This window comes from Neoaquamicrobium sediminum, assembly GCF_013240295.1.
GTDB lineage: Bacteria > Pseudomonadota > Alphaproteobacteria > Rhizobiales > Rhizobiaceae > Aerobium > Aerobium sediminum.
Genome location: NZ_JABETK010000001.1, coordinates 1071505 through 1088605, shown reverse-complemented (window position 1 = coordinate 1088605; position 17101 = coordinate 1071505). Strand labels below are relative to the sequence as shown.

Genomic DNA, 17101 nt, shown 5'->3' with positions numbered 1-17101 from the left:
AACGAGGTGGCCCTCGGGTCGGCGCGGAAACTATGTCATGCGCGGTGGGGGTCAATGACGGGGCGCGCCGCTGCGCGGCGCATAGAGACAGATTGGAATTTTCATGAATCCGGAGGACAAATCCGGCTGGACGCCGTTGCCGCATTCGGACGAGGATCTCGAGCGCGCGAAGGCCGTGCCGGATACCCCGCAAACCCGCGCACCTGCCTACAGGCTCGCCTGGGACGACGAGGAATTCATGACACGGCGCGAGCTGCGCGCCGTGCGCCTGCAGCTCGAACTGCTGAAGCCGGAAATGATGCTTGCCGAGCGCGGCATCCGCTCGACCGTGGTGCTGTTCGGCGGCGCGCGCATCCCGGAGCCGGGCGGCGAGGCGTGGGCGGCCAAGAACGAGACCCAGCGCAAGAACCTCGAGGCGAACGCCCGCTATTACGAGGAAGCGCGTAATTTCGCGCGGCTGTGTTCGCAGCATTCGGCCAAGACCTATTACCGCGAGTTCGTGGTGGTGACGGGCGGCGGGCCGGGCGTGATGGAAGCCGGCAATCGTGGCGCAGCAGACTGCGGCGCGCCTTCGATAGGCCTCAACATCGTGCTGCCGCACGAGCAGGCGCCGAACCTCTATGTGACACCGGAACTGTGCTTCAACTTCCACTATTTCGCGGTCCGCAAGATGCATTTCATCATGCGCGCCAAGGCGGTGGCGGTGTTCCCCGGTGGCTTCGGCACGATGGACGAGTTCTTCGAGACGCTGACGCTGATCCAGACCGGACGCATGGAGCGGGTTCCGGTGATCCTGTTCGGCAAGGAGTTCTGGTCGAAGGCCGTCGATCTCGACTATCTGGCCGAACAGGGCACCATCTCGCCCGGCGACCAGCACCTGATCGACGCGGTCGACACCGCCGAGGAAGCCTGGGACATCGTCAAGGAATTCTACGAGATCGCTTGAGGGGTAGCGGTTTGCGCGGGGGCGCGCTCAACCTCGGCGCGCCATGTCGCAGGGCGACCCGCTGGCGGGGTTGCGGCAACTGCGCTAAGGGCATTGGCATGAACATGGCTCGCCGCCCGACCTGGTTTGCGACGCTGCGGCGCGACCGCGGCCTGTTCGCGCTGATCGGTTGCCTGATCCTGTTCCTGAACGTCCTGCAGCCCATTACCGCGGCGAAGGCTGGCGAAAACGACCTTTGGGTGATCTGTACCGTTTACGGCGCGGAGAAGCCGGTCGACGGTTCCGACCTGCCGGCGCCGCTGCAGGAAAAATGCCCGATCTGCCTGTTCGGCCACGGCGGCCAGGCAGGGCCGGTCTACAAGGCCTTGCTGGCTGCGGAGCCGGCCTTCCCGACGCCGCTGGCGCTGTCGTTCGTTCACACCTTCGTCGAAGCAGACGAGAATTTCGCTCCGCGACCGGACGATCCGCCGCCGGCGATCCGCGGCCCGCCCCTTTCCGCCTGAAGTCGAGCCGGCCTCGAACAGGGGTCTTTGATACTTCAGACGCTGAAAGGAAAAACCATGCGTCATCTCATGCTTCAATTCGCTGCGGCCAGTGCGCTGACGGCGTTCTCCGTCGCCACCGCCTACGCGCATGCCTCGCTGGAAACGGCGAATGCCGCGCCCGGCAGCTACAAGGCCGTCGTCCGCATCCCGCATGGCTGCGAGGGCCAGGCCACCCACACCGTGCGCGTCGAGGTCCCGGAAGGCTATGTCGGCGTCAAGCCGATGCCCAAGGCGGGCTGGACGCTGGCCGTCGATAGCGGTGACTATCAGAAGAGCTACAACCTGCACGGCCGCGAGGTTTCGTCCGGCACCAAGGCAGTCACCTGGTCCGGCGGTTCACTGGAAGACGGCCACTATGACGAATTCGTGCTGTCGGGTTCGCTGGCCGGCGTCGAGGAAGGGCAGAAACTGTTCTTCGTGACGACGCAGACATGCGCCGACGGTGAGGTGAAGTGGAACGAGATTCCGGCCGAAGGGGAGGACCCGCATGCGCTTGCGCATCCCGCACCGGGCCTGACGATCCTTGCCGCCGAAGGCGGCCACGATCACGCCGGCCATGGCGGCGGCGGCGAGCGGGCCGTTGTTGCCGGTGACCTCGAGATCACCGCCGCCTGGGCGCGCGCGATGCTGCCCGGTCAGCCTGCCGGCGGCGGATACCTGACCATCGCCAACAAGGGCGACGAGGCCGACCGGCTCGTGGGCGCCAGCGCGTCGGCCGCCGACCGCGTCGAGATCCACACCATGGAAGTCGTCGACGACGTGATGGTGATGCGCCCCGTGGAAGGTGCGCTGGAAATTCCTGCCGGCGAAACGGTCGAGCTCAAGCCGGGCGGCCTGCACATCATGTTCCTCGACGTGTCGGACCCGTTCCGCGAAGGTGGCACAGTTGCCATCACGCTCGAATTCGAGAAGGCGGGTTCGGTGGATGTCGGACTGCCGGTGCGCTCCGCACGGGGCGGCGATGGCGGGGGCCACCACAAGCATTGACGTGGCAGCGCGAAGGGCGCTGCCCACGCGTGACCTTGCAAAGGAGCGAGGCGGCCGGTCGGCCGCCTCTTTCGTTTCTAGATGCGCTGCCCCGCATCGTCGAACAGGAAACAGGCGTCCGGGTCGACGCCGACCGTGACGGTCTCGCCGACGCGCACGCCGCTCGCGCCCTTGAGTTGGGCGATGATCGTCGCGTCGTCGCCGGGCGCGGTATAGAGGTAGGAGATCGCGCCGAGACGCTCGATGGCGTTGCAGGCGAGCGTGATCCGGAACGGGCCCTCGGCCCCTTCGCTGAGATGCTCGGGCCGGATGCCGAGCGTGACGGTGGCGGGCGTCTTTGCCGGCATCGCGCGCGGCCGCACCGGCAGGCCCGAGAGGCCGAGCTCCGGCACATCGACGAGCAGCGCGCCGTCCTTGATGCCGGAGACGGAGGCGTCGATGAAATTCATGCGCGGCGAGCCGATAAAGCCGGCGACGAAACGATTGTCGGGGTCGGAATAGAGCGTCATCGGGCTGCCGATCTGTTCGACCAGACCCGCGCGCAGCACCACGATCTTGTCGGCCAGAGTCATTGCTTCGACCTGGTCGTGGGTCACGTAGACCATGGTCGCGCCGAGGTCCTTGTGCAGCTTGGCGATCTCCAGCCGCATCTTCACGCGCAATTCGGCGTCTAGGTTGGAGAGCGGCTCGTCGAACAGGAAGACGTCCGGGTTGCGCACGATGGCGCGGCCGATGGCGACGCGCTGGCGCTGGCCGCCCGACAGCTGGCGCGGCTTGCGGTCGAGATAGTCGGTCAGATGCAGCATTTCGGCCGCCTGCCGCACCAGCTTCTGGCGCTCGGCCTTGGCCATGCCGGCCATTTCGAGGCCGAAACCCATGTTCTCCGCCACGCTCATATGCGGATAGAGCGCGTAGGTCTGGAACACCATGGCGATGCCGCGCTTGGCGGGGTCGGTGGTTGTCACGTCGCGGCCGCCGATGCTGATCGTGCCGCTGTCGGAACGTTCCAGCCCCGCGATCATGCGCAGCAGCGTCGACTTTCCGCAGCCGGAAGGCCCGACGAAGACGACGAACTCGCCGCTGTGTGCCGCGAGCGAGACGCCGCGGATGACTTCGGTGGCACCGAAGGATTTGTGAAGATTGCTGAGCGCCAGTTCCGCCATGCCGGGATTCCCTATTTGACCGCGCCTTCGGTGAGGCCGCTGACGAAGCCGCGCCCGATCAGCGCGAAGATCGCCACGACCGGAACGATCGCGACGGTCGCGCCCGCGAGCAGCAGGCCCCAGTCGATCTGATATTGCCCGATGATGCCGGAGAAGCCGACCGGCAGGGTCCGTTTCGCGTCGGAGAGGATGAGGACCGAGGCGAAGACGTATTCCGTCCATGCCGTCACGAAAGCGTAGATGCCGACGGATGCGATGCCCGGAGCGATGAGCGGGATCATGATGCGCCGCAGGATCGTCAGCGTCGGCGCGCCGTCCATCACTGCAGCCTCCTCGATTTCCTTGGGTACGCCGGCGAGGAACGAGCGCAGCATCCAGATCGAGAACGGCAGCGCGAAGGCGACGTTGACGATGACGAGCGCCGGCAGCCGGTCGACCAGCCCGACCTTGGCGAACAGCCCGAACAGTGGGATCAGCACCACGATGGACGGGAACGCGTAGGCGAGCAGGATCGTGCGATAGAGGATGCCGCGCCCTGGAAAGACGAGGCGGAAGAAGGCGTAAGCGGCGGGTATCGCCAGAAGCAGCGTCAGCACCGTCGAGGATGCCGCCACGATGAGGCTGTTGACCAGATAGACCGGATAGTCCGACGCCTCGAACAGCTTCTGGTAGTGCTGCAGCGTGAAGCTTTGCGGGATCATCGTCGGGCTGCGCGCGATGATCTCCTGCGGGATTTTGAACGATCCCGACACCACCCACCAGAACGGCAGGCCCACCAGCACCACGAAGAAGGCGACGACGGCGACGAGCGCGGCATTGAGGCCGAGCGAACGGTTCATCGGTCGTCTCCCCGGTCGAGCGCGCGGGTGGCGACCACGGCGAAGGCCATCAGGAGCAGCGTGGCGAGCACCGAGACGGTCGCGGCCTCCGACAGGCGATAGCCCTTGAACGCGGTCTCGTAGATGAGCACCGGCAGCGTCCGCGAGCCGCCAGCCGGCCCGCCGCTGGTCAAGAGCCATATGATGTCGAAGACGTTGAAGGAAAGCAGCGTGCCGATGACGGCGAGAACGCCCAGTGTCGGCGCCAGCAGCGGCCACGTGATGCGCCTGAAGCGCTGCCAGGCGTTGGCACCGTCGATGCGCGCGGCCTCGTAGAGGTCGTCGGGAATGCGGGTCAGTCCGGCCAGCATCATCAGCGCGATGAACGGGAACCAGCGCCAGGAATTGATGAAGACGAGCGTCGCCATCGCCGTCCACGGCGTGGCGAAGAAGCCGACCGGACGCTCGACGATGCCGGCCTGGATCAGCAGCGGATTGATCATGCCGCCGGAGGTCGAGAACAGCCAGCGCCAGATGACCACGACCACGACCGTGGGCACGATCCAGGTAAGGATGACCCATGTCCGGGCGACGCGCACGCCTGGGAACTTCTCATTAAGCACCAGCGCCACGGCCAGCGCGAGAACCGTCTGCAGGACGGCGTTGGCGACGACCCAGACGACGCTGAGCCATGCCGCGTTCCAGAAGGACGGGTTGGAAAGCACACGGCTGTAATTGTCCAGCCCGACAAAGGCTCCGGGCGCGCCGATGACGCGCACGTCCTGCAGGGATAGCTGGACAGCCTGGACCAGCGGCCACCCGAGGGTGGCCGCCAGGAAAAGAAGGGCCGGTGCGACCAGAACGAAGGCCAGGGCTCTTGTCTGCTGCATCCGGCTGTCTCCGTCAGCGCCTTACTGGGCGACTTCCTGCATCCGAGCCTGGCCCGCGGTCACGGCTTCGGCTGCGGACTGGCCAGACACCACAATCGACTGCAGGGTCTCGGCGATGATGTTCTGCGCCGAGATCGCAGCGATCGAGGGGAAGGTGCGGCCGCTCGTGAACCCGAACAGCCGGCCGTTCTGTGCATTGTCGATGACGGTCTCGATCTGCTCGCGATACTTTTCGACCATCGGATCGGCCCAGAAGGTCTCCGCCTCGGCGCCGTCTGCCGTCACCGGCATGAACAGGCCCGGCTCCATGTTGAGGAAGCGGCCATAGTTCTCGGGCTCGAGCAGGAAGGAAACGAACTTCTTCGACGCCTCCATCTTCGCCTCGTCCTTGGACAGGAGCATCACGGCGTTGGCGTAGGAGATGGTGTTGTGCTCGCCGCCGTCCTTGGACGGGATGGCCGCGACGCCGAGGTCGGCCGCGTCACCCTCGGCCTGCGTGTCGTAGGTGGCGATGACGGAGAACTGCATCACCATCGCGCAGGCCTTCGACGAGAAGCAGGCTTCCGCCTCGCCCCATGTCCAGGAGGTGGAGTCGGCCGGCGAGAACGTGTTGAGATCGGCATAGAACTCGTAGGCGCCGACGGTCTCCGGATTATCGAAGCGCAGCGTGCCATCCTCGTTGTAGATCTCGGTCGCGCCGCCATTGACCATGACGGAATAGACGGTCTGGTCGGTGTAGAGCTGCTTGTTGGCAGGCAGGCCCATGCCCGAGACGCCGTCGACCGACAGCTTCTCGGCCGCAGCGCGCCACTCTTCCCATGTCGTCGGGGCTTCGATGCCTGCTTCTTCAAGCACGCTCTTCCGGTACCAGAGGTTCATGGCCATGTTGTAGAGCGGTACGGCCCATACGCCGCCGTCATAGGAATAGGCCTCGACGGTGGAATCGACGAAATCATGCTTCGCGTCGAGTTCCTTGACGAAGTCCTCGACCGAGGTCAGCGCGCCGATGTCCTTGAGGATCGGCGTGAAATCCGGAATGGCGAACAGCATGTCCGGGCCCTGTCCGGCGGCGAGTGCGGCCGGCGCCTTGGCATAGACCTCGCCCCAGTTCTGCGGCTCCTGCTTGACCACAATGTCGGGGTTGGCGGCGTTGAAGGCGTCGATCAGCTCCTGCACGCGCGCGACGCGGTGCGGCGGCTGCTCCATGTGCCAGAGCGTCACTTCGACAGGCTCCTGCGCGAGTGCCGCGACAGGCATCAGCATGGTTGTGGCGAGCGCCAGCTTCAGTATCGATTTCATCTCGTGTTCCCTTTCCTCACTCCACTTGAGCCCCGGACATTGTTTCAAAGGTGCGGGTTTCGGGGCCGAAACCGCGCCACCAGTTGCTCGTTGTTCTCCCTGGCGCCCGGCATGTTCGCGCTCAGATAGATCGGTGCGTTGCCGTCGCCGACCAGACAGGCAGCCACGCCCGCCATGATCGCGTTGATGATCGCGACACCGATGGCGGTGGAAACCGGGCCGACCTTGAGTTCGCTGCCTTCCACGCCGATCACCGCGTCTCCGGGCGGGGCGCCGTTGTCGAGCACGATGTCGGCAAGGTCCGCCAGCCGCTCCCGGCCTTTCGCCGCCGCGCTGGAATAGTCGACGGAGGTGATCGCGATCACCGTCGCGCCGCGCGCCTTGCCGATGCGGGCTGCTTCCAGCGGCGCGGCGTTGACGCCGGAATTGGACGACACGAACAGCACGTCGTCGGGACTGATGGGGTAGCGGTCCATGATGGGGCCGACCACGCCTTCCATCCGCTCATAGGCAGTGCCTGCGACCGCACCCTCGTGCAGCATTGTTGGCCCGGCGAGGATCGGCACGGTCAGCGCCAGCCCGCCGGCGCGAAAATGCACTTCCTCGGCGAGCATGTGGGAGTGGCCGGTGCCGAAGACGTAGACGAGCCCGTCGCGCCGCGCGGTCTCCACGATCGCATCCACCGCCCGCGCCATCGGCTCGGCGAGCGTGGCCTTCAGCGCCGTCAGCCGGGCGATCAGATCGGAGAAATACGCGTCCTGTATGGTGTTCATGCCTGCGTTCGGGCTCCCAGTGAGAGGTCGACTTTCATGACGAAGAAATCGCCGCGATAGGTGGAGCGCACGAACTCGAACGGGCTGCCGTCCTGATCGCGGGTCAGACGCGTGAGGTCGAGCACCGGGGCGCCGGGGTCGGTGTGCAGCGTGCGCGCGATGTTGGCGTCGGCGAGCCCGGCCATCAGCGTCTGCTCGGCCAGCGTCGGCACGATGCCGTATTCGTCCGTCAACGTGGCGTAGAGCGAGGTGGTGCGGAAGTCGGCGCGCTCCAGCAGGTGCGGGGCGCGGCTGGCGATGATTTCGGTGGTTTCCAGCGCGACCGGCATGCCGTCGACAAAGCGCACGCGGGTGAGGCAGTGGACCATGCCTGTCGCGGGCAGCGAAAGGGCGCGTGCCGTCTGCTCGTCGGCGCGCCGCGTGATCGAGGAGACAATGATGGACGAGGCCTGCCGGCCCTGACGCGTGATCTCCTCGGTAAAGCCGCTCAGCGTTTCGAGCCGTTGCTCGATCTGCCGGCTGGAGACGAAGGTGCCTTGCCCGGTGCGCGTTTCAACCAACCCCTTGCCGATGAGATGGCGCAGAGCCTGGCGCGCCGTCATCCGGCTGACGCCAAGGCGCTCAGACAGCGCGCGCTCGGAATCGATCTTTTCCTCCGCCTTGAGCACGCCGGACGCGATCTCGGCCTCGAGATCGGCGGCGATCCTCAGATAGAGCGGTGCATTGTCCATCACGCGTCCCCAGCGGCTGGTATAGTCCAGCTCTGTAGTGGTATATACCACTCACTTTGACGCGCAGGACCTGCGGAGTCAAGAGGCTCCGCAGGGGCGTTAAGTCAGGCCGCTCAGGCGCAGGCGATCAGCCGAGAAGCCTGTCGCGGGCCGCGATGTAACGGGCGAAGGCCGGCTCCAGCGCGGCCGTGCCCTGCGGGTCGGGAGCGTAGGTGCGGCCGCGGCCGGTGACGGCGTTAGACGCAACATTGATCGTTTCGAACGCGCCGTCGGCAGTGGCCGCCAGAAGGGCCGCGCCCCGCGCGCCGAACTGGGACCCTTCCGGCACCTCGACCGGCTGGCCGATGAGGTCGCAGATCATCTGCACCCAGTCGGGGTTCTGCGCGCCGCCGCCGGTGAGCAGCACGCGGTCGCCGTCGAAGGCGAGCAGGTCGAACAGGTCGCGCATGGCAAAGGCCACGCCTTCGAGCACCGCGCGGAACAGGCAGGCACGGTCATGCCGTGGCGACAGGCCGGAGAACTGCGCCCGTGCAGCGTGATCGACCCTGGGCGCGATGATGCCGCTTTCCGACAGGTAGGGCAGGTAGACGAGGCCGTGCGCGCCCGCGGAACCGCGCGGATCATCTCCGTCATCATGGCGAACCGTTCCGGCCTGGAAGCGAGGTCGGGCGCGAGCGCGTTGAACGCCCAGTCGAGATTGAGCGTGCCCGCGACATTGACCATGGCGCGATACCAGCGTTCGCCCGGCAGCGTGAACAGAAGGCCGATGTCGGCCGGCTCGAAGATTGGCCGGTCGTGGGCGACCCCGACCATGCAGGTGGTGCCGAGCACGGCCGTCGCCGTTCCAGCGGCAAGCCCGCCCGCGCCGATGACGGTGGCGGCGACATCACCCGCGCCGACCGCGACCGGCAGGCCCATGGGCAGGCCGATGGCTTGTGCTGCCTCGCTGGTGAGACCGCCGACGAAGCTCTCCGATTCGGCAACGGGCGGCAGCAGGTCGGCCGCGTCCTCGAGACCGAACAGCGCGATCATCGCGTCGCTACGGGTGCGGGCAGTCGCAGAACCGGGCAGCACCGAAGCCTCGGTGCGGTCGGTCGCGATCGTTCCGGTCAGGCGAAAGCGCAGAAAATCCTTGTAGCCAAGCACATGGCGCGTGCGCGCCAGCGTTGCCGGTTCGTGGCGGGCAAGCCATGCAAGCAGCGGCAGCGTGCAGCCCTGCTGCATCACCGAGCCGGACGAGGCGAAGATGCGGCGCATGAATTGCGGGTCGCGGGCGACATGTGCGTCGATGAGCGCCTGCGCGCGGCTGTCCTCCCAGGTGATGCCGTTGCGCACGGCCTGACCGTCCGCATCGACGAGCCACGCGCCGACCATGGCCGCCGTCAGGCCGATGCCACGAATGCGGGACGCGTCGACGCCACTCTCTCGCACCACGCGTCCCAGCACGTCGAGCGCCGCCTTCCAGGCCTCGGCGGGGTCGAGCTCGCTCCAGCCGGGATGCGGCCGCAGCACGGTCGTACGGTGCTGGGCCTCGGCGAGCTGGTTGCCGGCGAGATCGAAGATCGCGGCCTTGGTCAGCGAGGTGCCGGCATCAAGGCCGATATAGAGATGGTCGCTCACATTGCCTCCGCGAGAAGGGCGTTTCACAAACGGGAGCGAGGACGCGACAATCATCGTCGTCCGTCGCACGGGTTTCCTGCCGCGAGCGCCGGCAAAAGGCAGCCGGCGCCGACATGGTCGGGACCGGTCCAATACCAATACCGAACCAAATGACAAGCCGCCTGTGCGGTAAACGGATGGCGAATCAGCCGAAGATGAGCGGCGTCGGATCGGGAAAGAGGTCGCCCCAGATGTCCAGGAAGGCGCCTTCGCCGACACCCGGCATCATGGTGAAATCGGGGTATTTCTCGGCGCTGAGTTGCAGGTGGAGATGCGGCAGCCACCAGCCGTTTTCCTCGAAGTCGCCCATCTCGCAGAAGGCGGTGCCCGCGGCGATCCGGTCGCCCGGCTTCCAGCGCCGTGCGGACGCGAAGCTCAGATGCCCCCACAGCGACCAGAATTTCCTGTCGTCGCCGAACGCATGTTCGAGGACGAGAACGCCGCCATAGTCGAGCCGCACGTCGACGATGCGCGCGTCGACCACCTCGCCGTCCAGCGGAAGGATGAGTTGCGTGCCGGCATCGCAGAAAAGATCGAGGCCGAGATGATGGTCGCGCCGGACGGCAGGATCGAAGACGGAAATATAGTTGTCGGTGCTGTAGACCGTCCGGTATTCGTGCCAGGTGCCTATGCCGAGGCGTGCGCCCTGGGCGGCCATGTAGGCATCATAGAGGCGCTGGGCCGTCTTCCGATCCTGCGCGGCCGAGGCCGCGGCGATGTCGGAGACCGCGCCGCCGAGCTCCAGCTCGACGGAGGAAATTTCGCGTACCGATGGCGCGATGATGCCATGCCATTCCCCGGCATTGGCTGCGATCCATTGGCGCAGCGCCGCCCCACCGAGAACCGGCACCAGCCCGGCGCCCTGCCGCAGCAGTGCCCGCGCGACCACCGGGTCCATGCGCTCCACGCGCGCCAGCAGCGATGTTCCTTTCGTCAGGTCCGCCAGCCGGGCGTGCACGTCATTCGCTGGCGCAGACAGGTCGACTTCGCCGGCCAGCAGCGGGCCGAGCGCGGGCAGCGACATGCCTTTTTCGCGCAGAAGGGTGTCGATCGCGTCAGGCTTCATTACTCGTTTTCCTTCGGGCGGTAGCACGCCATCCTGTCGGCCAGATCGTTCCGGCCCGCTTCGCGCAGCCGCGCCTCGGCGGCAAGCATGTCGCGGGCGCGCTCGTCCTGGCCGAGCTTGAAGCGCACCTCGCTGCGTTCGATGGGCAGTTCGTAGCCGACGATGTTGGGCAGGCGCCGCTCCAGCCCGCCCGACCCGAGTTCACCCATCGACCACGCGTCCTGCCGCCCACGCTCCATATGGGTGACGAGCTGGCTGAGATGGCGCGCGGTGGCGGCTTCCGGGATGATTTCCGGTCGGCCGTGGAAATGCGCGACCATGAAATTCCAGGTCGGTGCGCTGTCGCGGTGCGGGGCGGCCGGATACCAAGACGACGAGATGTAGCTGCCGCCGTCCATCAGGATCGCGATGCTGGGCAAGCCCTGCCGCAGGAAGCGCACGTGGTCGTTGGCGAGTGCCACATGCGAGACGAGCCGGTTGCGCGCGCGGTCGGCCATGAAGACCGGATGCGAGATGGCGACGCCCTCGTCGTGGGCGGTGACCAGCGTGCCGAGCACGACGCGGTCGACGAGGTCGAACAGTTCGGCCGGGTCGTGCGGCTGGAAATAGGGCTTCGTGTAGAGCATCGGTCTTACGCGTGAATGGGGGACGGCGGCCGGCCCACGGCCAGTTGCGTTCGATCTCGCCGGCAAGGGCGAACAGCAGGCCCTCGCCGCCGAGCGGGCCCATGAACTGGATGCCGATAGGCAGGCCGTCCGCGCTCTGCGCCATCGGCACGCTCATGGCCGGTATGCCGGCAGCATTGGCGGGGTGGGTGAAGGCGGTGACGTCCATCAGAAGGTCGACGAAGCCGCGCCAGTCGGCGCTGCGCACGTCGAGCGCGCCGAGCGGCAAAGGCAGGTTCGGCATTACCGGCGCCATGATGACGTCGACCTCGGCGAACAGCCGACCGAAAGCGCGGGCCGTCGCGTTGGCCGTATTTCGGGCGCTCAGCACCTCGGTCGCGCCAAGCTCGCGGCCGAACGCTGCGAGCCCTAGATTGACGGGCTCGAAATTATCGTCGTCGGCGGGCTTGCCGAAGGCGCCGGCGACGTCGTCCACCTCAATGGCAGTGTAGGTCGCGATTAGTTTCGTCAGCGCATCCTTCAGCGCGCCGGCGTCGTGGGCGAATGTAACCGGCACGATCGTGTGCCCGAGGCCCCGCAACCGCTCCGCCGCTTCGTCCAGCGCATCGGCGATCTCCGGTTCCGGCTGCGTCTGCAGGCCCGATTGCGCGACGAGCCCGATGCGGAGCCGTCGCGGCCCGCTTCCCGCAGCGGCCAGATAGGAGCCATCCTTGGCGGGCGCGGCATAGAGCGCGCCCGGCTCCGGCGCGTCGGTCAGGTCGAGGAGCAGCGCCGAGTCGCGCACGCTGCGGGTCAGCGCATGGTGGCTGACGAGGCCGCCCCAGTTCTCGGTCGAAACCGGACCGCAGGGCACGCGGCCGCGTGACGGCCGGAAGCCGAACAGGCCGGCGCAGGACGCCGGTATCCTGATCGAGCCCGCGCCGTCATTGGCGTAGGCCGTGGGCACCATGCCGGCGGTGACCGCCGCTGCCGCACCGCCCGACGAACCGCCGATGCTCCGCTGCGTGTTCCACGGGTTGAGCGCCGGCCCGTGGAGGGAGGATTCGGTCGCGACGTTGCAGGAAAATTCCGGGAGGTTGGTCTTGCCGACCACGACCAGCCCGGCCGCGCGGTAGCGAGTAACGATCTCGTGGTCGCTGTCGGAGACGTTGCCACCCGCCGCCCGGCAGCCAAAGGACATCGGCGCACCCGCATAGGACGGGCAGTCGTCCTTGAGCAGGGTCGGAACGCCACGCAGCGGCGCATCCTGCGGCAGGCGGCGTAGCTGTTCGCGCGCCTCGTCTTCCATGCGCAAGACGACGGCGTTGAGGCGGGGATTGGCCCGGTCGATAGCAGCAAAGGCCTCGCTGACGGCTTCGTCCGGGCTCAGCACCCCCGCCCGAATGGCTTCGGAAAGGCCGATCGCGTCGCTTGTTGCATAGTCGAATTCGGAAGCACGCATATCGGCCAGTCCTTCGCAGTCTACTCGGCGTCCTTGGTCACCGCCCAGAAGCGGTGGGAGCCGCCGAGCCAGCCGGAATAACCCTTCACGGACGACGACAGCGCAGTGACGTTCGACAGGTTGAACAGGCCGAGGATCGGCACCTGCTTGCCCATCTCGTTCCAGTTCGGAGAAGACCGCCTTGCGTTCTGCCGGCTCCTGCAGGGTCTGAACCTTTTCGAGCAGCTCCTCCGCCTTCGGATCGTCCCACATGCGGGTGGGCTCGACCGACTTGTCGCCGATGAAGGACTGGAAGCTCAGGAGCGGATCAAGACGGGCCGAGTAGGCAAAGACGGCCAGTTCGTAATTGCCGGCGCGGTACTGCTCGAGCTGCGTCGCCCAGTCGCGCACGTCGAGATTGACGTTGATGCCGGCCGAAGAGAGCATCGCCTGCACGATCGTCGCGACCTGTACGCGGTTCTGGCGATTGGCGACGAGGATGGAGAGCGGTTCGCCATTGTAGCCGGCTTCAGTGGCCAGAGCGCGCGCCTTTTCCACGTCGTATGCCGGCCAGGTGGCGGCGGAGTCGTCGTAATAGTAGGTGCCTTCGGCGATGACCGATGGGTTCGGGCGATAGAACTCGCCGCCAAGCGCTTCGGAAAGCTGCTTGAGGTCGATGGCATGTGCGATCGCCTGACGCATGCGGACGTCTTCCAGCGCCGGCGCGGCGGTCTGGATCTGCAGCGTCATCATCGCCGGTGTCGGCTGAATGTCTACGGTGATGTCGCGGGCGCGCAGCGTCTCGACCAGCGTCGGCTCGACCTCGTCGATGACGTCGATCTCGCCGGACTGCAGGCCGTTGGCCCGCGTGCTGGCATCGGGCACCGTCATGAAGCGGATGCGCTCGACGCTGGCCTTCTTGTTCCCGACATTGCCGTCGGGCGCGCCCGGCAGCGCGGCATAGTCGTCGAAGCGCACGATATCGAGATAGCGGCCGCTCTCCAGCGTGTCGAAGCTGTAGGGGCCGGTGCCCACCGGCTTGACGAAGGCGCCGCTCTCATCGACCGAGGAGGGGCTGAGAATCCACGGCGTGCACTGGACGGTCGCCATGGTGATGAGGAAGTTGGACGTCGGCTCGGAGAAGGTGAAGCGCACGGTCGTGTCGTCAAGCGCCTCGACCGTCTCAAGCTTCGGGCCGATGCCGCCATTGTAGCGGGCCGCGCACTGGAAGGCCGTCTCGGGATCGAGGTAGCGCTCGAAGTTCCACACCACGTCCTGCGCCGTCAGCGTCTTGCCGTCGTGGAACGGTACGCCCTCGCGCAGGCGGAAATCGTAGACCTTGCCGCCCTCGCTGACCGACCATTCCTCGGCCAGCATCGGCTTGATGGACAGGTCGTCGGAGAAGCCGACGAGGCCCTCGACGACGTGCAGCATCACCATGTCCGAATTGGCGTCGCGGTTGACGCCCGGATTGGTGCTGGCGATGTCGGAGTGGATTGCCACGCGCAGCGTGTCCGCATCTTGCGCGGCCAGCGGCGCAGTCGAGACCAGAAGGCTCGCGGCGAGCGATGTCAGGAAGGATATTCCGAAAGGTTTCATGCTCAGGCTCCCATTGTTTGTGATTGCGCCACTCAGCGGGCTGCGGTGACGATGCTGGTGAAGAAGTCTTCGGCCGGATCGACCATCTCGAACGGCGAGTGGGCGACGCCCGGAACGATGTCGCGGCGCACCGCGATGCCATGGGCCTCGAAGGAATCGGCAAGTGCGGCGATGCGCTCCAGACGGTTGGCGCCCTGAAGGTCGGCGCCGTCCATCCACAATTTGCTTTCGCGCGGGATGGTGATTTCCCAGGTTGCGTCGTCGGCGCCGCCGATCAGCGTCTGGACCTTGACCTTGCGCATCGCCTCCAGGTCGATCTCGATGCCGAAGCGGGCTTTCAGGTCGCGCACGCCGACCCACCAGTCGTAGTCCCGGTTGAGCAGCGTCACCACGCCCGGCGCGCCGATGGAGACGGCTCGAAGGCGCTGCGGATGCAGCATGAAGAAGCGTTGGCAGAACTGGCCGCCACCGGAATAGCCGTACATCATGAAGCCGCCATCGCGGATGCGGTACTTGGCGCAGACCTCGTCGACCATCGACAGAAGCACGAGGTCGTAGCGGATGCCGTGGAACTCGATGCGCTTGTAGTTGGCGAGTTCGCCGGGCTCGACGATGCCGACCGGAAACAGCGGCGCCAGGATGATGCAGCCGTGCTTTTCGGCGAAGTCTGCGAAGCGGTCGCGATACTGCGCGGCCGTGCGGCCGGTGCCGTGGACGATGACGGCGAGGTCGTACTGCTTGCCGTCGGTCTCGCTGTAGTCCTGCGGGACATACAGGCAGTAGCTGAAACGCTGGTCGTACTGGCTGGCGAAGAACGGCGTCGGCCCGAAATCATAGAAGCTGAGATTGATGCCGTGGCCCTCGCGCTTCGGCGGTTTGGGCGTGACTGTGGCGTTCGACATGGATCGATCTCCTTCAGGTGGCATCGGCGGCGGCTGGTTCGTTGCGCCAGCGCAATTCGACGCCGCCGGCTGGCGTGGTCTCGAGGATCGGGATCGCGTTGAGCAGCCGGCGCGTATAGGCGTGGCGCGGCGTATCCAGGATGGCGTCGCGCGTGCCTTCCTCGACGATGCGCCCCTCATGCATGACTATGACGCGGTCGGCGATCTGCTCGACGACGGCGAGATCGTGGGTGATGAAGAGGCAGGCGAAACCGAACTTCGATTGCAGGTCGGCCAGGAGCCGCAGCACCTGCGCGCGGACAGTGACATCCAGTGCAGAGACCGCCTCGTCGGCGATGACGAAGGAGGGCCGGCGGATGAGCGCGCGCGCGATCGCTACGCGCTGGCGCTGGCCGCCGGAAAGCTCGTGCGGGAAGCGTCTGGCGAAGGACGGGTCCAGCGCCACGTTGGTCAGCGCCTCCTCGACGCGGCGCGCGTAGTGCGAGGCCGGCACGTCAGGCAGCGCGCGCAGCCCCTCGGCCACCAGCGCGCCGACCTTCATGCGCGGATCGAGCGACGAGAACGGGTCCTGGAAGACCATCTGGCAGTTGCGGCGGTAATCGGCATAGTCGGGCGCGCCGGCCTCGATGCCGTGACCGTTGAAGAGCACCCGTCCGCCCTGATGCCGCGTCAGGCCGGCGATCACGCGCGCCAGCGTCGTCTTGCCGGAGCCGGACCCGCCGACCACCGCGAGCACCTCGCCCGGGCGGATTTCCAGATTGACGTCGCGCACCGCATGCTTGACGCCGCGCCGGCCGAACAGCCCGGCTCGAACCGGGAAATCGACCTTGAGATGTTCGACCGACACGATCGGCGCGTTCTCCGGCGTAGCGCGTGCCGGCGCGCGTACCGGCAGCGACGCGAGCAGCTTCTTCGTATAATCGTGTTTCGGCGCGACCAGCAGCTCGGCGGTCTTGCCCGCCTCGACGATCTCGCCCGTCTGCATGACGAGGATCCGGTCGCTGTACCGGGCGACCATCGGCAGGTCGTGGCTGATGAGGATGACGGCCGTGCCGTGTTCGCGCGTCAGGCCGACAAGCAGGTCCATGACGTCGCGCTGCGTGACGGCGTCAAGCGCGGTGGTCGGTTCATCCGCCACCAGCAGTGCCGGTCGCATCAGCATGGCGCTGGCGATCATGATGCTGGCGCATGCCGCCGGAGAACTCGTGCGGGTAGGCCGAAAGCGCGCGCTCGCCGTCGGCGATGCCAACCCGCCCGAGCATGTCTAGGATGCGGGCCTTGCGCTCCCTGCGCCCGATGCCGCCGTGCAACGCAAGTCCTTCGTCGAGCTGCTGGCCGATGCGCATCGACGGGTTGAGCGAGGTCATGGGCTCCTGAAAGACCATGGTCACGCCGCTGCCGCGCATTGCCCGCAGACCGGCATCGTCGAGCTCGCCCAGCGAGCGGCCCTTGAAGCGGATGTCGCCGGAGACCAGACCGACGGGTGCCGGCGAGAGCCCGAGGATCGCGCGGCCGAGCATGGTCTTGCCCGAACCCGATTCGCCGACGATGCCGACGATCTCCCCGGTGCGATCGACAGGCTCGCATCCTTCACGATCTTTGGGCCGGCTCGGCCGATGCCGAGCGTGACGTTGCTGACTTCGAGGAGTGGCTGGGTCACAGGACGCGCCTCCTCAT

At 66.7% G+C, this 17101-nt stretch carries 13 protein-coding genes and 3 pseudogenes; 3 read left to right on the top strand and 13 right to left on the bottom strand.

Translation table 11 applies throughout. From position 1 onward, the window contains the following. Window positions 1–103: 103 nt before the first annotated feature. The 3 genes from HK436_RS05135 to HK436_RS05125 all read left to right on the top strand — a co-directional run bounded on the left by HK436_RS05135 (window position 104) and on the right by HK436_RS05125 (window position 2478). Window positions 104–946, top strand: coding sequence for an LOG family protein (locus tag HK436_RS05135; RefSeq protein ID WP_173187855.1), 843 nt, complete (start codon window positions 104–106; stop codon window positions 944–946). 98 nt (window positions 947–1044) lie between these two features. Further along, window positions 1045–1449: a DUF2946 family protein gene (locus tag HK436_RS05130; protein WP_173187853.1), complete on the top strand. Its 405-nt coding sequence runs from the start codon at window positions 1045–1047 to the stop codon at window positions 1447–1449. 57 nt (window positions 1450–1506) lie between these two features. Further along, window positions 1507–2478 (top strand): DUF1775 domain-containing protein, encoded by a 972-nt coding sequence (locus HK436_RS05125; RefSeq protein WP_376769127.1) that lies wholly within the window; start codon window positions 1507–1509, stop codon window positions 2476–2478. Between the two features lie 77 nt (window positions 2479–2555). Here the strand turns inward: HK436_RS05125 and HK436_RS05120 are convergent, their stop codons facing one another. The 13 genes and pseudogenes from HK436_RS05120 to HK436_RS05055 form a co-directional block, all read right to left on the bottom strand. Then, entirely contained in the window at window positions 2556–3641 is a 1086-nt protein-coding gene (locus HK436_RS05120) for an ABC transporter ATP-binding protein (protein ID WP_173187851.1), read from the bottom strand. Window positions 3642–3652: 11 nt separating this feature from the next. Further along, window positions 3653–4480, bottom strand: a complete 828-nt coding sequence (locus tag HK436_RS05115) for a carbohydrate ABC transporter permease (RefSeq protein ID WP_173187849.1) — start codon at window positions 4478–4480, stop codon at window positions 3653–3655. After that, entirely contained in the window at window positions 4477–5349 is an 873-nt protein-coding gene (locus HK436_RS05110) for a carbohydrate ABC transporter permease (protein ID WP_173187847.1), read from the bottom strand. Before HK436_RS05110 ends, HK436_RS05115 begins: the two co-directional genes overlap by 4 nt. Before the next feature lie 21 nt (window positions 5350–5370). Further along, window positions 5371–6648 (bottom strand): ABC transporter substrate-binding protein, encoded by a 1278-nt coding sequence (locus HK436_RS05105; RefSeq protein ID WP_173187845.1) that lies wholly within the window; start codon window positions 6646–6648, stop codon window positions 5371–5373. Window positions 6649–6692: 44 nt separating this feature from the next. After that, window positions 6693–7421 carry an SIS domain-containing protein gene (locus tag HK436_RS05100; protein ID WP_173187843.1) on the bottom strand — a complete coding sequence of 243 codons (729 nt, stop codon included), beginning with the start codon at window positions 7419–7421 and terminating at the stop codon, window positions 6693–6695. Next, window positions 7418–8152, bottom strand: a complete 735-nt coding sequence (locus tag HK436_RS05095) for a GntR family transcriptional regulator (RefSeq protein WP_173187841.1) — start codon at window positions 8150–8152, stop codon at window positions 7418–7420. The genes HK436_RS05100 and HK436_RS05095 overlap by 4 nt, the downstream gene beginning before the upstream one ends. A 127-nt stretch (window positions 8153–8279) precedes the next feature. Then, a complete protein-coding gene (locus HK436_RS05090; RefSeq protein ID WP_312860567.1) occupies window positions 8280–8708 on the bottom strand; it encodes an FGGY-family carbohydrate kinase in 429 nt (142 codons plus the stop codon). Between the two features lie 320 nt (window positions 8709–9028). Next, window positions 9029–9826: pseudogene (locus HK436_RS31130) on the bottom strand (FGGY family carbohydrate kinase); the annotation flags it as partial. Between the two features lie 130 nt (window positions 9827–9956). Further along, on the bottom strand, window positions 9957–10877 hold the full coding sequence (locus HK436_RS05080; protein WP_173187835.1) for a peptidoglycan DD-metalloendopeptidase family protein: 921 nt from the start codon (window positions 10875–10877) through the stop codon (window positions 9957–9959). Further along, entirely contained in the window at window positions 10877–11503 is a 627-nt protein-coding gene (locus tag HK436_RS05075) for an FMN-binding negative transcriptional regulator (RefSeq protein WP_173187833.1), read from the bottom strand. The genes HK436_RS05080 and HK436_RS05075 overlap by 1 nt, the downstream gene beginning before the upstream one ends. An 85-nt stretch (window positions 11504–11588) precedes the next feature. Continuing rightward, a pseudogene (locus HK436_RS31125) lies at window positions 11589–14300 on the bottom strand (amidase family protein); the annotation flags it as partial. Between the two features lie 254 nt (window positions 14301–14554). Next, window positions 14555–15424 (bottom strand): alpha/beta hydrolase family protein, encoded by an 870-nt coding sequence (locus HK436_RS05060; RefSeq protein ID WP_173187831.1) that lies wholly within the window; start codon window positions 15422–15424, stop codon window positions 14555–14557. A 13-nt stretch (window positions 15425–15437) separates the two neighbouring features. Beyond that, a pseudogene (locus tag HK436_RS05055) lies at window positions 15438–17084 on the bottom strand (dipeptide ABC transporter ATP-binding protein). Between the last annotated feature and the right edge of the window lie 17 nt (window positions 17085–17101).

What these genes read in the sequence shown, in the direction of transcription:
- HK436_RS05135 (WP_173187855.1), top strand. Translation starts at nt 104, where the DNA reads ATGAATCCGGAGGACAAATCCGGCTGGACGCCGTTGCCGCATTCGGAC.
- HK436_RS05130 (WP_173187853.1), top strand. Translation starts at nt 1,045, where the DNA reads ATGAACATGGCTCGCCGCCCGACCTGGTTTGCGACGCTGCGGCGCGAC.
- HK436_RS05125 (WP_376769127.1), top strand. Translation starts at nt 1,507, where the DNA reads ATGCGTCATCTCATGCTTCAATTCGCTGCGGCCAGTGCGCTGACGGCG.
- HK436_RS05120 (WP_173187851.1), bottom strand. Translation starts at nt 3,641, where the DNA reads ATGGCGGAACTGGCGCTCAGCAATCTTCACAAATCCTTCGGTGCCACC.
- HK436_RS05115 (WP_173187849.1), bottom strand. Translation starts at nt 4,480, where the DNA reads ATGAACCGTTCGCTCGGCCTCAATGCCGCGCTCGTCGCCGTCGTCGCC.
- HK436_RS05110 (WP_173187847.1), bottom strand. Translation starts at nt 5,349, where the DNA reads ATGCAGCAGACAAGAGCCCTGGCCTTCGTTCTGGTCGCACCGGCCCTT.
- HK436_RS05105 (WP_173187845.1), bottom strand. Translation starts at nt 6,648, where the DNA reads ATGAAATCGATACTGAAGCTGGCGCTCGCCACAACCATGCTGATGCCT.
- HK436_RS05100 (WP_173187843.1), bottom strand. Translation starts at nt 7,421, where the DNA reads ATGAACACCATACAGGACGCGTATTTCTCCGATCTGATCGCCCGGCTG.
- HK436_RS05095 (WP_173187841.1), bottom strand. Translation starts at nt 8,152, where the DNA reads ATGGACAATGCACCGCTCTATCTGAGGATCGCCGCCGATCTCGAGGCC.
- HK436_RS05080 (WP_173187835.1), bottom strand. Translation starts at nt 10,877, where the DNA reads ATGAAGCCTGACGCGATCGACACCCTTCTGCGCGAAAAAGGCATGTCG.
- HK436_RS05075 (WP_173187833.1), bottom strand. Translation starts at nt 11,503, where the DNA reads ATGCTCTACACGAAGCCCTATTTCCAGCCGCACGACCCGGCCGAACTG.
- HK436_RS05060 (WP_173187831.1), bottom strand. Translation starts at nt 15,424, where the DNA reads ATGTCGAACGCCACAGTCACGCCCAAACCGCCGAAGCGCGAGGGCCAC.